The following is a 13,525-nucleotide window of genomic DNA, read 5'->3' as shown; positions in this document are numbered from 1 at the left end:
ACGGTTTTTTACCCCTCCGGCTCCGAGTGCCCGCCAATGACCGAGTACGACTACGAGGAACTCGGACTCGTCGCCGGGCTGGAGATCCACCAGCAACTCGATACGGCGACGAAACTGTTCTGTCAGTGTCCGACCGAGCTTCGCGAACCCGAAGAAGCAACCCGGACGTTCACCCGGTATCTCCACCCCACGCGCAGCGAACTGGGCGAACTCGACGCGGCCGCCGTCGAGGAGAGCAAGGTCGACCGCGAGTTCGAATACCTCGCGTACGACTCGACCTGTCTCGTCGAAGCGGACGACGAACCGCCCCACGAACTCGACGAGGAAGCCCTCGAGACCGCCCTCGAGGTCGCACAGCTGATGGACATGGCACCGGTCGATCAGGCCAACGTCATGCGAAAGATCGTCGTCGACGGCTCGAACACGACGGGCTTCCAGCGCTCGACGTTGATCGCTACCGAAGGCGAGATCGAAACCAGCGACGGAGCCGTCGGGATCGAAGATCTGTTGCTCGAAGAAGAAAGCGCCCAGCGCATCGAGGAAACCGACGACGGCGTCCGGTTTAGCCTCGACCGACTCGGGATCCCACTGGTCGAAATCGGGACCAGCCCGGACATCTCGAGTCCCGAGCAGGCGCTCGAGGCCGCCGAGCGCATCGGCATGTTGCTTCGCTCGACGGGCAAAGTCAAGCGCGGACTCGGGACGATCCGCCAGGACGTCAACGTCTCCATCGCGGCTGGTTCTCGCGTCGAGATCAAAGGCGTCCAGAGTCTCGACGACATCGACGACATCGTCCGTAACGAGGTCGGACGACAGGTCGCACTCGTCGAGATCGCCGACGAGTTGGCCGAACGAGACGCCGCCATCGGCAAGCCTCAGGACGTGACCGACGTGTTCACAGAGACTGACAGCGGTGTTCTCCGCGGCGCACTGAACGACGGTGGGTCCGTGATGGCCGTCTTACTCTCGGGCTTCGACGGACTGGTCGGTCGTGAGATCGCGCCGGATCGTCGACTCGGCACCGAGTTCTCAGACCACGCAAAGCGCCACGGCGCTGGCGGCATTTTCCACACCGACGAACTGCCAGCGTACGGCGTCACCGAGGCGGAAGTCACATCGCTTCGCGAGGCCGTCGGTGCCGACCCCCAAGACGCCGTCGCCATCGTCGCCGACGACACCGACGTCGCCGAAAGCGCGATCGAAGCCGTCGCAGAACGGGCGAAAACAGCACTCGAGGGTGTCCCCGAAGAGACTCGGGGTGCAAACGACGACGGAACGACGCGGTATCTCCGGCCGCTCCCCGGCGCGGCACGGATGTATCCCGAGACCGACGTGCCACCGGTCGAACCGGACCCGAGCGAGGTTCCAACGCCGGAACTGCTGACCGAGAAGGTCGAGCGCTATCAGGCCGAGTACGATCTCGACGCCGGTCTCGCCGAGCAGGTCGCCTACGGCAAACACATGCCGCTGTTCGAGGAGGTCGTAGCCGACGGCATCGACCCGACACTTGCCGCCTCGACGCTCGAGTCCACCCTAACCGAACTCCGCCGGGACGACGTCCCTATTGAGAGCCTGACCGACGACCACCTCTCGGACGTGTTGGAAATGGTGGAAACCGGCGACCTCCCGAACGAGGGCGTTCCGGATCTCCTCACCGCCCTCGCAGACGATCCAGCCCTGACGGCCGACGCGGCCGCGGAAGCGGCCGGACTCGGCGGCGTCGACGATGACGCAGTCCGCGAGGCTGTCGCCGAGGTCGTCGAGCGCAACGAAGCCCAAGTCGAAGACGAGGGTATGCAGGCGTTCTCTGCGCTGATGGGCGAGTGTATGGGTGCACTCCGGGGGAAAGCAGACGGCGACCTCGTGAGTCAACTGCTCCGTGAGGAGATCCAAAACCGGACCTGAAATCCCCGTAGCCCCCGAATCAGTCGTCAGTCAACTCCTCGAGCAACGTCTCCAGCTCGTAACTCTGTAACGCGTCCCGTTCTTCGATCACAGCGATGACGAACGTCGAATCCGTCCGGTCGACACCCTCGAGTTCCTCGAACTCGGCGATCAGCCGCTCGACCATGTCGCTGTCGCTTAATCTGGCGATGACGATGAAGTCGGTCTCGCCCATCGTAAAAAAGACGTTCGTGACTCCCTCGACCGTGAGCATTCGATCCGCAAACTCCTCGTAGGACCCTTCGTAATCGGCATGGACCTCGACGATGACGGTCACGCCGAGACCGAGTTTCTCGAGATCGATGTCGTACCGGTCGTTCGTTATCACTCCCTCCTCCCGAAGATTCGAGAGGCGATAGTGGATCGTCGAGACGGGGATATCGGTTTCGTCGTGGAGTCGTTCCGGACTTCCCGTGCCGAGTTCGGCGATCGCCTTCAGCAACCGGACGTCGCGCTCGTCCATACGCGGACTGTCGTCGGGGCAGAGTAAATGTCCTTCGGCTTACCTAATTGGAGTTTCCTACAAAACCAGTGCCGCATTCTGTGCTTACTTGTGTTTGATTCACATCTGTGGATTTGCTTTCGAGAATTCACGTCTTGTTGTAGAAACACCTAAGTGGAAGTCAGAATTCCGAACTGGATATGATTCGTTTAGCATCGGTACCAGCCAGCTCCCGGAATGCGGTGCTCTTTTCGATGCTGGCTGTTTGCTGGGGAAGCTCTTTCGTTGCGATCGAAGTCGGCCTCGAGTACGTTCCGCCACTGTTGTTTGCGGGATTACGATACGCCGTGGCGGGAATACTCGTCCTGGGATATGCAATGCTGGTCACTGACCGGGTCCGGCCGTCCGGTCGCGACGAGTGGCTCGCGGTCACTGTTGTCGGCGCGTTCGTCATCGCACTCTATCACGGCCTGTTGTATATGGGCGAACTGTACGTCTCCGGTGCAGTCGCGGCAACCATCGTCAGCACCGCACCGATCCTCACCGTGGCGTTCGCCGGTGTGGTACTGCCCGACGAGCGGCTGGGTCGCCTGGGTATCGTCGGCTTCGTGTTGGGACTCATGGGAGTCGTCCTCGTCGTCCGTCCGGACCCGACCGGTCTCGGAGACGGATTTACCCTGGGAGCCGCGCTCGTGTTCGGCTCAGCCGTCGCGTTCGCGCTCGGGAGCGTCCTGATTAAGCCACTCGAGTCGGACCTACCGCTCGAGTCGCTCGAGGCGTGGGCGATGCTGTTCGGGGCTGGCGTGTTGCTTATTTGGGCGGGACTTCGCGGGGAGTCAGTCGGGGCGATCGAGATGAGTTCGACGGCGATCGTTTCGTACCTCTATCTCACACTCGTCTCTGGCGTCTTCGCATTCCTGGTGTATTTCGAGTTGCTCGATCGGACCGGTGCGGTACAGGTCAACCTCGTCGGATATGCCGAACCCGCGGTCGCGATCGGTGTTAGCTGGCTCGTGCTCGGAACGGTCGTCGACTCGGTGACGGTTGTCGGTCTGGTGACGATCCTCGTCGGTTTCATCGTTGTCAAGCGTCGGACGCTCCGGTACCTCTTGCGATCGTGGACGAAACCGGCGGGCAAAGAACCGATTCGGATTCCACCGAACCGCACGGAACCCCGAACGGACGGCGGCAGTGTGCTCGAAGACGGTTCAAACGAGAAAATTCAGGAAGCGACGGGAGCCGAGGGTAACTGTAGTAGCCACTGAACGTCAGTGCGCACCCGATCACCCGATCGCACGAGGGGAGCGCGGTTCGGAGCGAGGGACTAAGTGCAAACCCCAGACGGTGTGATCGGTATACGAACTGTTTCGTATTACCGTCTAGATGGTTTTACCCCTGCATCGTGTCACGAGACTATACTGTGAACCGACGGCAGTTCATCGAGGGAAGTGCTATCGCTGGATCCGGAGTTATGGCGGGCTGTCTAGGTGGCTCCGGTGAGTCCCATGGGACCCTTCAACGGTTTCTTCTGATAAATGATCGTGACGAGTCCGTCACGGTTGAACTCAGACTCGAGCACAACAATACGGACGAGGTAGTCCACGAGGACACGTACAAGCTAGACTCGGGAGTGGATGGGACGCCCATTGATTGTGTCTGGCCAGATGAGCCATTACGGATCCGAGTCCGGGAGGCCGAAAGCGGGGACTGGGATGAGTTCACTACGGCTGATAGCGCCGGATGCGTGATCCTTTTCGCCGAAATCCACGACTACGGGATCGCCTTCTTTCGATCGATCGAAGAGTGTCCAGTCCGTTCACCCGACTGTCACACTGACGTCAAAAAGTGATGGGTTCAGTATGTTCGTTCTGTAACGAGAACTAGCTTATAACTAGACTAGAACTAGACTAGAACTAGATCTAGACGTGGAAGCGAGTGTCAGATATCACCGCACGTCGGGACGTTCCGTTGCCCGCCTGAGGAGCCCGAGGAAGGTGTTCGCCTCTCGTTCGGTGAGGTCCGCTCGACCGTAGACCCGCCGAAGCATTCGCATCGTTTTGGGCCGCTTCTCTTCCGGGTGGTTGAGTTCCTCGAGTAGCGATCCCCACTGGCCGTAGAGCCGTTCGAGCGTTGCTTCCGAGGCACGAACCCGCTCGAGGTCGGGAAGTTGCGTCTCCTCGGCCTCGAGTGTAAGTGGCCGAAGTTCATACAGCGTGATCGTCGCAGCCTGCCCGAGGTTGAGGACGGGATACGCCGCGTTGGCTGGAATCGAGCAGATCTCGTCGATTCTGGCTAGCTCGTCGTTCGTCAGTCCAACCCGTTCGCGACCGAAGACGAGTGCCGTCGGGGCTTCGACCGTTGGCAACCGTTCGGCGAGTTGGGCTGGGGTCGAGAAGGGAAATCGAATGTGACTCCGATCGTCTTCGTTCGTGACTGCCGTACAGCCGATCGTATGGTACTTCGTAGCGAGTTCGTCGAACGATAGCTTGGTTGCATTCGGAAGGACGTCCGCTCGAGCGTGGCCGGCGAAGCCGTACGCCTCACCGTCCGGATCGAGGTCCGGTGGATCGACTAACAGGAGCTCATCGAAGCCGAAGTTCTTCATCGCTCGAGCGATCGTTCCGACGTTGCCGGGCGATTGTGCGTCGACGACGGCGACTGCTGGCGGTGTTCGGTCTGATGGGAGGTCGGAGGCGGTGGGTGATTCTGTCATGACGGTCTCGAGTTCACTGGTCGGAACGGCGGCGGTAAACGGACGGTTCCGGACTCACGTCGTCGGTTGACGGCGAATCGTCAAAAATCGCGCGTTCTGTAGGGAAGCGTCTGCTGGAAACGAGGGCCGTTTGCCAGGTGCTTCGTGCAGGACTGGTGGTTGCTGAGGGGGGACACACCTCCGTCGCGTTTGTAAGCTTGTTTTAGCCGGGAGTACTGTACTGGAACACACCTCTATCGCGGGTGTAAAATCCAGTCGAAATTGGCCCACTATTCGGAACACTCCAGATGAGATCAGACCCACCCCCTCTCTCACCCGTTACAAACGCGACGGGGGTGTGTGTCCCCTCCGATGCTTAGGTGCGATGCGGATCGTGGCACGAGATCGGTTAGGTGCAATACGGACCGTGGCACGAGATCGGTTAGGTGCAACATGGACCATGATACGAGATCTGTTGGTATGGTCGAGCAAGCATGTCGAAACTATTTTCCATCGTGCCTGCCGCTTCCTCCGCCTCTCCCACCGTCTATCTCTCCTGTCTGATCAACGCATCATCGACCACCTCTCGCTCCCCTCTCGCTCCCCTCCCGCTCACCTATCCAGAACCCACCTCGAGTCTCCGTTACATCCGCGACCGAGGTGAGTCCCCCCCAAATCGGCGTTAGAAGCGCGAGGTCGGCGACAGAGTCATATATTATAAATACGGTCGGTGAGGCGGGTGTAACGACTCGAGCCGGCGGATTTACACCCGCGATCGATCTCCATAGGTTTATTTCAGTTCGGTTGGAAGCCACCCGGTACTGCAATGTCCGCGAACGACGATCGTGATCCACTCTTTCGGTACGACGATCCGGTCTTTGCCGACGAGCGGTTGCTCGAGATCACACACCTCCCCGGTCCGGACCGGATCGTTGGCCGTGACGAGCAGATGCAGCGGGTGGCGGACGCCCTGAACCCGGCGATTTTCGGGAGCGAACCGAACCACCTGTTCATCTTCGGAAAGACGGGAACTGGCAAGTCGCTCATCTCTCGGTCGGTCACAAAGCGGGTGATCTCCGAGGCTGAACGCGACAACGTCACAGTAAAGTACGCCTTCATCGACTGCGGCGAGCAGAACACTGAGGCATCGATCATCAAGACGATCGCCCAACTCGTCAACGAACCCGGTGACAGCGGCGTCTCGATTCCAGACCGCGGCCTCGGCACCGGCGACTACTACAAACGACTTTGGCAGGCCGTCGACCGTTGTACGGACGTGACCATCGTCATCCTGGACGAGATCGACATGCTCGAGGACGACGAAGTCCTCCGCAAGCTCTCGCGAGCGGGCGAAAACCGACGCATCTCGAACTCGAGCATCGGTATCATCGGCATCTCGAACAAGATCGACTTCCCGGATCACCTCTCCGAACGAGTCAAGTCGAGTCTCTCACGGGACGAACTCGTCTTCTCGCCGTACGACGCCAACCAGCTCGTCGAGATCCTCGAGAAACGCCAGGACGCGTTCCACGACGGGGTGCTGTCCGACGACGTGATTCCGTTGACGGCCGCACTCGCCGCCCAGGAGCACGGTGACGCACGAAAGGCGATCGACATCCTCCGAAACGCCGGCCGGATTGCCAAGAAGCAAAATGCCACGCGAGTTACGGCCAACCACGTCCGCGACGCGAAAGAGAAGACCGAAGCCGACCGATTCAACGAACTGATCGAAGGCTCGCCCCAGCAGGCGAAAGCGATCCTCTACTCACTGACACTGCTCACCGAGAACAGCACACAAAAAGAGTTCCCGACGAAGATCATCTACAACCAGTACAAAGAGGTCGCTCGCCAGCTCGATTTCGACGTACTCTCCGAACGGCGCGTCCAGGAAATCCTTCAGGAACAGAACTTCCTCAACGTCATTCAATCCGAGCGCGAAGGTCGCGGGCGCGGCCGCGGTGCGCACGCGAAACATCGCCTGCTCGAGAACCCGTCGATCGTGAAGAAGGTACTCCTGCGAGACTCCAGGCTAGCCGTCCTCGAAGAGACCGAATAACGCGACTGCTCGATACGGTTGTTTCATCTCTCGATCAGTGTGCTTACTTGTCTAGACAGCGTAGCCGCCCATCCCTCTCGACCGGAGACGACCACCCACGACTCGAGATAGCGGGGAACTCCGCCGTAACCGCGGCGTCTTTTTATCTCCTGGCCTGAGGATGCGTATGAACAGCGTCGACGCGGCCGGACTCGGGATCGGCGACGAGTATCCACCCCGAATTATGGGCGTGTTGAACGTCAGCGAGGAATCGCCATACGATCCAAGCGTCTACGACGACCCCGGAGAGGCCGCCCGCTACGTCGACGAATCGCTCATCGACGAGGGAGCCGACATCGTCGACGTCGGTCTCGAGTCTGCCAACAAACGGTTCGACGTACTCACAGCCGAGGAGGAACTCGAGCGACTCCACGTCGCCCTCGAGACGATCGAAAGCGTTTCCGGCGACGCGGTGTTCTCGATCGAAACCCGGTACGCAACGGTTGCCGATGAAGCACTCTCACAGGGGTTCGACATGGTCAACGACATCTGTGGCTTCGCCGACCCGAAGATGCCGACGGTCTGTGCGGAGTACGACGTGGCCGTCGGTAAGATGGCGAGTCCGCCGGACATAGAGCGTCCGGGAGCCGTCGAGGAAACCGACTGGGAGAGCCGCATCTCGGCTGACTGGGCCGCCGAAGCCGGGTACGTTGAGCAAGTCTACGAGGCGCTGAAACAGAACGGAATCACCGACAAGACCATCGTCGATCCCGCCTTCGGCGGCTGGAGCGAGGCCCAGACTCTCGAGAACGACCGTGAGACGTTCCGCCGACTCCGGGAGTTTCGCGCACTCGGCCAGCCGATCCTCGTCTCGATCAACCGGAAGAACTTTCTCGGAGAGGTCGCGGGCCGGGATACCGAGGAGCGACTTCCGGTCAGTCTGGCGGCGACGTCGATGGCCGTCGAACGCGGTGCTCACGTGATCCGAACGCACGACGTCGCCGAAACGCGCGATGCAGCACTCATCGGAAAAGCGTTCACCGAACGCTCGAGCGCCGCCAGAGGGGCGGTGTCGGTTCGGGAACTCGATATCGGGACGTCGGGTGACCTTCGGGCGCACCTTCTCGAGTGGGGTATCGATCCGGCTGTAGCTGACGAACACTACGCTGCGTTCTTCGAACTCGAAGGCCTCACGACCAGTGAATGGACTCGAATGGAAGCGACGATCGCCGACGTGAACGCCGAGGTCTACCCGAGCGGGGACGGCGGCGGGCTTTTGATCGGCACGTTCGACGCGATTTCCCGCATCCCTGACCGCCTCGAGGGCGAAGCAGGCGGCCTCGGCGAACTCGGGCCTGTCATCGAAAACATGCTTCAGTAAGAGAAAGCTTATACCGGAGGCTTCGAAATGAGGAACTGGACGCCGGGCGGCCTCTCGGGTAGGGGTACTTTGGAGGCGAAACCCGGCCCACAACACGGAATTATTGTGGCAGTAACCCGACCAGTGACGAGTATCAGTGGGTAAGCGAGCCCGTGCCGTTGTAGCATCCTCGTAATCAGTGATCACCTGGTCCCGCTGTCGGCCGGCGAGCCCGGTGTTTTCACACCGATTTGTCGGTCTGGTACTGTGGGTGGACTCTCTCGGGCTCCCCGACCCGTTCTTTCTGTAGATGTCACGAAGGACACAGCCATCGGTGGATGCTGCGATGCGAACAGCCAAACGCCCTGGGCTATGAGTATTCGTATGGAGTTTGAGGAGTGGGAGCCGGTCTACGAGGCGATCTGTCGGGACTTCGGCTACGACCGGGCGGGTGACGAACGCGCTCGAGACTGCCTCGCATCACTGGTTGACGACGTCGACCGCTCGGAGCTCTCGAGTGTCCGAGACGCGACCGTCGTTGTCGCAGGGGCCGGACCGTCGCTGACTGAGCCGGACGCACTCGAGCGTGCAAGCATCGGTGACGTCGTGTTCGCCGCCTCGACGGCGGTCGACGTTCTCGAGTCCAGCGGTGTCGACGTCGACTGCATGGTCACTGACCTGGACAAGAACCCGGACACTGTCCGGCGGCTCACTGAACGCGGGACGCCCGTCGCAGTCCACGCACACGGAGACAATCTCGAGGCCATTCGGGAGGTCGTACCTGACTGTGACGACGAGTACGTCCTCCCGACTACGCAGGCGGAACCGTATGAGTCCGTGAAAAACTTCGGCGGCTTTACCGACGGCGACCGAGCTGCGTTTCTGGCGGACCATCTCGGTGCCGACCGACTGGTGTTCGTCGGCTGGGACTTCGACGACCAATCGGTCGACGAGCCGAAAGCCCGGAAACTCGAGTGGGCCGAACGGTTACTCTACTGGCTCGAGCGGAGGCGAGACGACCGATTCGACGTGCTCGACGGACGGCGAGGGGCCATCGATACGGACGCGATTCCACTGGGAGAGTGACGTTCGGGAGGGACTGGTCGGCCGTGAGAACGCCGTGGGCCCGTCCGTCGTTACGTAATTTCGTACGTGACGGTCTCTGTACAGCCACAGGCTGGACAGTCGCTGTCCCCGTGTTCGATCGTCTTTCCACACCGACGACACTCCTCGATAGTCGTCGACCCGGACGTCCGAAAGAGGACCGATTTTACCGTCTCACGCATCGTCCACGATCCGTCGGACCGCTGGTTTCCGCGCATGACGATCCGGTAACTCCTCTCGACGTTCGTTATTAACCAGTTACTGTGAGAGTATTACAGATTGACTAGTTGCTCGGCAACCGGGCGACACGGAAACGACCGATTTTGTGTGCTCGAGCGCTATACAATCGATCCGAACGCTCGACACAGGATCGATCCGAACGCTCGAGTGCAGCCCTGTCTATCAGTATCCCTCGCTGCATGTCTGTGTTCGCGTCGGTCGCAGCATTTCGTCGGGCATCGCTGACGGCTGCGTCGATGTGTGTCTGAACGGTTTCGAGCGGGCGGTGGTCCAGTACGATAGTCGCCACTGCACGTCAGTGCGCACCTGCTCGCCAGCCGGGTCGGCGATCGGTGTGCACATCGTTGCAGGTGGTACTATAGTGCCTGTCGTTCGTCGATGGTGGCTTCAAAACGGCGGCGAGGGCGGTGTCAGAACAGGGCGTCGAGCTCGCCGCCGGTGTCGACGAGCGACGTAAACTCCTCTTCGGCAGTCGCTTGGAGGGTTTCGGTTCGGTCTTTGGCCTCGATAGCCACCTGCTGGAGCTGTTCGATTCTCGGGACGTCGGTGACACCGGAGAGGAGGACGATCGATCCGACTTCGTCGCGATGTGGAATCGGATAGTCGCCGCCGCGGATCTCCATGCTCCCGGTCTCGTCTTCGAGCCACTGGCGGCCGCGCTCGACACCCTTGCGGTTTAGGTGCTCAGGCGGCCCGGTCGCGACGACGAGCCCGCGGTCTGCACTCCCGACGTCACATGGTAGCGTGAGCCGACCCAGCGTCGCCTTGCGAACGAGACTCGTCATTCGGTTCGTCGCTTGCCCTTCGTCGAATCCATCGTCGCTCTTGAACGTCGAGAGGAGGCCGTCGCTCGAGGGCTCGACCGTTTCGCTGGCGTAGCCGATCGTCGAAACGCCGTCGTTGAGCGTGTTGATGATTTCCGAGGAATCGACGACGCTCTCGGCGATGTGATCACCGTGGCCGACCTCACCGGCGGCGAAGAGAAGGCCGAACCGCTCGACGATCTCCCGGTTGATTCGTCCGTAGCCATCGGCGACCGACTCGCCTGCGCTTCGCCAGACGTCGTTGTCGAAGACGAGCAGGTTGTCGACCTCGCGGACGAACGTCTGGAACGACCGTGCGGCGTTCAGGGTGTAGATGCCACCTTCGTCCATTGCGGGGAGAATGCCCAGGCCGAACACGGGCTGGCTGTAGATACGCCTGAGGTGGGATGCAAGCACCGGTGCGCCACCAGAGCCGGTGCCGCCGCCCATGCCCGCGACGATGAGGAATGCGTCGATCTCGTGGACTGGAATGCGATCGATCGCACCCTGGATCTCGTCGATGTCCTCTTCAGTGACCGCCGCGCCGAGTTCGTTGTCCGCGCCGACGCCGTGGCCTTTCACGCGAGCCTGGCCGATGAGGACGCGGTTTGCCTGCGGCACTCTCTCGAGTCCATGGAGGTCCGTCGTCGCCGAGTTGACGGCGACTGCCGATTCGATGAAGCCGCCGCCGATCGCCTCGTCGAACGACAGGAACTCGTCGACGACTTTTCCGCCTGCCTGACCGAAGCCGATTAGTGCGAGTTTCATAGTTGTCTCTCGTGGCCGTTCCCAGACCGTATTCCATCGGACGCCTGCCTATCGACTGCTGAGACTGCGGTGGGAACGGATACCACGTCTCGACACTACCGAATGTGAGCTATTGTTATACTGAGCATACGGTCGAAATCAATACTTTCACGATATCCATAATTTCGTTTATTCACGATAGTCGCTTCCTACCGACGGTCACGAGTGAGAATACGATCGATCATCAGCGGGCCGTCCACGGGCGATTGCCATCGATTGATCGTTCACGCTCACCAGCGGGTCTAACACTGGTGTGGGTCAGTATGTCGATCCGAGAGTAAGTCCTATACGACGGGACGGCGTAGACCCACCGATATGGGAGACGACGCTCCGTTTGTAACCCGGCGGGGCGCCCTTGCCGGTCTGGGAAGCGTAGCAGCGAGTTCACTCGCCGGCTGTTCGGAGCGACTCTGGTCTCGAGCCGAAAACACGACCCCGGCGCAGGTCGAACTGACGATCAAGACGGTGCCGGCCGACGACGATGTCGTCGCCGCCAAAATATTGAGTCAACTCAGAGATAACCTTCGTGAGGCCGGAATCGACACCACGCACGAGCCAATCCCGGAGATGAACCTCTACCGGGATGTATTACTCGAGCAGGACTACGATCTCTTCGTCGTCCGCCATCCCGGTTTCGACGAGATGGACGCGCTTCGTGGGTTGCTTCACTCTGACTTCGTCAACGAACGGGGGTGGCAAAACCCCCTGCAGTTTTCGGACGTCACCATCGATGGGCACTTAGAACAGCAGCGAACGGCCAACGAGGACGATCGTGAAGCCATGCTAACTGACCTATTCGAATACTTCGACGAAACGACGCCGTATACGGTGATCGGATTTCCCGACCGAATCGGTGGCGTACGCGAGGAGATCTCGGCACCGGCACCACCCACCCGGCCCGTCGAGTATTACGAGATACTCTCTCGCGAGCCAGACGATGGGTCCCGAGACGACCCGCTCGTCGTCGGAGTGTTCGGCGAAGGACTCGGGGATCGGCTGAATCCGATCGTAGCTGACAGAACCCGAATCGATGGGTTGCTTGGGCTGCTGTACGATCCACTCGCCAGACCGGTTGGTGAAGACGGCGAACTCGTTCCGTGGCTCGCCGAGGAGGTCGACTGGGACGACTCAGATGGTCTCGAGGCGACGATCACGTTGCGCGAGGGACTGCGCTGGCACGACGACGAACGGCTCGATGCCGACGACGTTGCGTTCACGATGGAGTTTCTCGAAGACACGTCGATGGGATCGGTCGAGGGTGGGGTTCCGGCCCATCGGTATCGATGTCGACAGACCGTACTCCAGACCGTCGAACAGACGGATACTCGTACAGTTACGTTCTCGTTCGGCGATTCGAACCGCGCGGTCGCGGAGCGGAGTCTCACGATACCAATCCTTCCGAAACACGTCTGGGAGTCCCGCTCCGAAGTCATCGCCGAGTATCGTACCGACGCACTCGCTACTGATAACCAAGAGCCGGTCGGATCGGGGCTGTTAGAACTGACCGAAGTCACTTCAGACGAGATCGTCCTCGACCCGTTCGAAGAACACGTCTTCCGTGACTCCTCGGCCGACCGGCCGGACGTGTTGTCGGACTTTTCACAGTATTCGGGGCTGCGGTTCCGAACGTATCCAAACCCCGGCTCGATGGTCGAATCGCTACTGGACGGAGACATAGACCTTACAACTGGGATGATCTCGTCTACGGAACGTGAGGCGCTCAGTGACGCGTCCGACTCGATGTTACGAACAGCCTCCTCCACCTCGTTTTACATGATCGGATACAACCTCCACCACGAGGACCTCGGAAATCCGCGGTTCAGACGGGTAATCTCCAGACTGGTCGACCGGGAATACGTTGTCTCCGAGTTTCTCGATGGCCAGGGGAAACCAGCGACGAGATACAGCTCTCTGGTCGGGCTTCGGGACGACGAATGGGGATTCGACCAGCCGTCCGACCTCACCACATTCCCCGGCTCGGATGGCGAAGTCAACCCTACTCGGGTTCGATCACTCTTCGAGGATGCGGGATATCGATACGAAGACGACGAACTTCTCAGATGAGTCCGAGTCGACCTGCAAGAGTTAATGGCTCTTG

General features: G+C 60.4%; 11 protein-coding genes. 7 read left to right on the top strand and 4 right to left on the bottom strand.

Going from position 1 to position 13,525, the window contains the following annotated elements; genetic code table 11:
• Positions 1–36 precede the first annotated feature (36 nt).
• The gene (gatE, locus tag AArc1_RS09775; RefSeq protein ID WP_117364191.1) at positions 37–1,905 is read left to right on the top strand and encodes a Glu-tRNA(Gln) amidotransferase subunit GatE; all 1,869 of its coding nucleotides are present in this window, start codon (positions 37–39) and stop codon (positions 1,903–1,905) included.
• Between the two features lie 19 nt (positions 1,906–1,924).
• Here gatE and AArc1_RS09770 read toward each other — a convergent pair whose 3' ends face one another.
• A complete protein-coding gene (locus AArc1_RS09770; RefSeq protein ID WP_117364190.1) occupies positions 1,925–2,407 on the bottom strand; it encodes an Lrp/AsnC family transcriptional regulator in 483 nt (160 codons plus the stop codon).
• Positions 2,408–2,586: 179 nt separating this feature from the next.
• Here AArc1_RS09770 and AArc1_RS09765 point away from each other — a divergent pair, with 179 nt between their 5' ends.
• Positions 2,587–3,651 carry a DMT family transporter gene (locus AArc1_RS09765; protein WP_186336681.1) on the top strand — a complete coding sequence of 355 codons (1,065 nt, stop codon included), beginning with the start codon at positions 2,587–2,589 and terminating at the stop codon, positions 3,649–3,651.
• 155 nt (positions 3,652–3,806) lie between these two features.
• Positions 3,807–4,235, top strand: coding sequence for a hypothetical protein (locus AArc1_RS09760; RefSeq protein ID WP_133412344.1), 429 nt, complete (start codon positions 3,807–3,809; stop codon positions 4,233–4,235).
• A gap of 96 nt (positions 4,236–4,331) precedes the next feature.
• Here AArc1_RS09760 and AArc1_RS09755 read toward each other — a convergent pair whose 3' ends face one another.
• Entirely contained in the window at positions 4,332–5,099 is a 768-nt protein-coding gene (locus AArc1_RS09755) for an RNA methyltransferase (protein ID WP_117364187.1), read from the bottom strand.
• A gap of 805 nt (positions 5,100–5,904) precedes the next feature.
• Here AArc1_RS09755 and AArc1_RS09750 point away from each other — a divergent pair.
• The 3 genes from AArc1_RS09750 to AArc1_RS09740 all read left to right on the top strand — a co-directional run bounded on the left by AArc1_RS09750 (position 5,905) and on the right by AArc1_RS09740 (position 9,559).
• Entirely contained in the window at positions 5,905–7,134 is a 1,230-nt protein-coding gene (locus AArc1_RS09750) for a Cdc6/Cdc18 family protein (RefSeq protein ID WP_117364186.1), read from the top strand.
• Positions 7,135–7,300: 166 nt separating this feature from the next.
• Positions 7,301–8,494, top strand: a complete 1,194-nt coding sequence (gene folP, locus AArc1_RS09745; protein WP_117365854.1) for a dihydropteroate synthase — start codon at positions 7,301–7,303, stop codon at positions 8,492–8,494.
• Between the two features lie 363 nt (positions 8,495–8,857).
• The gene (locus AArc1_RS09740) at positions 8,858–9,559 is read left to right on the top strand and encodes a 6-hydroxymethylpterin diphosphokinase MptE-like protein (protein WP_117364185.1); all 702 of its coding nucleotides are present in this window, start codon (positions 8,858–8,860) and stop codon (positions 9,557–9,559) included.
• A gap of 50 nt (positions 9,560–9,609) precedes the next feature.
• On the opposite strand, the gene AArc1_RS09735 is transcribed toward AArc1_RS09740, so the two are convergent.
• Both AArc1_RS09735 and AArc1_RS09725 read right to left on the bottom strand, forming a co-directional pair.
• Positions 9,610–9,795, bottom strand: coding sequence for a hypothetical protein (locus AArc1_RS09735; protein ID WP_117364184.1), 186 nt, complete (start codon positions 9,793–9,795; stop codon positions 9,610–9,612).
• 432 nt (positions 9,796–10,227) lie between these two features.
• Positions 10,228–11,388: a tubulin/FtsZ family protein gene (locus tag AArc1_RS09725; protein WP_117364182.1), complete on the bottom strand. Its 1,161-nt coding sequence runs from the start codon at positions 11,386–11,388 to the stop codon at positions 10,228–10,230.
• A 354-nt stretch (positions 11,389–11,742) separates the two neighbouring features.
• Between AArc1_RS09725 and AArc1_RS09720 the strand changes: the two genes are divergently transcribed.
• Positions 11,743–13,491, top strand: a complete 1,749-nt coding sequence (locus AArc1_RS09720; RefSeq protein WP_117364181.1) for an ABC transporter substrate-binding protein — start codon at positions 11,743–11,745, stop codon at positions 13,489–13,491.
• Positions 13,492–13,525: the final 34 nt, after the last annotated feature.

Origin of the sequence: Natrarchaeobaculum sulfurireducens, from assembly GCF_003430825.1 — an archaeon.
Taxonomy (GTDB): domain Archaea; phylum Halobacteriota; class Halobacteria; order Halobacteriales; family Natrialbaceae; genus Natrarchaeobaculum; species Natrarchaeobaculum sulfurireducens.
Note: the sequence above shows the minus strand (reverse complement) of the source record. Positions and strands in the feature narration are given on the sequence as shown.

Excerpts from the sequence above, each read along its gene's own strand:
- AArc1_RS09725 (WP_117364182.1), bottom strand. The coding sequence starts at position 11,388 with ATGAAACTCGCACTAATCGGCTTCGGTCAGGCAGGCGGAAAAGTCGTC.
- folP (WP_117365854.1), top strand. The coding sequence starts at position 7,301 with ATGAACAGCGTCGACGCGGCCGGACTCGGGATCGGCGACGAGTATCCA.
- AArc1_RS09765 (WP_186336681.1), top strand. The coding sequence starts at position 2,587 with ATGATTCGTTTAGCATCGGTACCAGCCAGCTCCCGGAATGCGGTGCTC.
- AArc1_RS09720 (WP_117364181.1), top strand. The coding sequence starts at position 11,743 with ATGGGAGACGACGCTCCGTTTGTAACCCGGCGGGGCGCCCTTGCCGGT.
- AArc1_RS09770 (WP_117364190.1), bottom strand. The coding sequence starts at position 2,407 with ATGGACGAGCGCGACGTCCGGTTGCTGAAGGCGATCGCCGAACTCGGC.
- gatE (WP_117364191.1), top strand. The coding sequence starts at position 37 with ATGACCGAGTACGACTACGAGGAACTCGGACTCGTCGCCGGGCTGGAG.
- AArc1_RS09735 (WP_117364184.1), bottom strand. The coding sequence starts at position 9,795 with ATGCGCGGAAACCAGCGGTCCGACGGATCGTGGACGATGCGTGAGACG.
- AArc1_RS09750 (WP_117364186.1), top strand. The coding sequence starts at position 5,905 with ATGTCCGCGAACGACGATCGTGATCCACTCTTTCGGTACGACGATCCG.
- AArc1_RS09740 (WP_117364185.1), top strand. The coding sequence starts at position 8,858 with ATGGAGTTTGAGGAGTGGGAGCCGGTCTACGAGGCGATCTGTCGGGAC.
- AArc1_RS09755 (WP_117364187.1), bottom strand. The coding sequence starts at position 5,099 with ATGACAGAATCACCCACCGCCTCCGACCTCCCATCAGACCGAACACCG.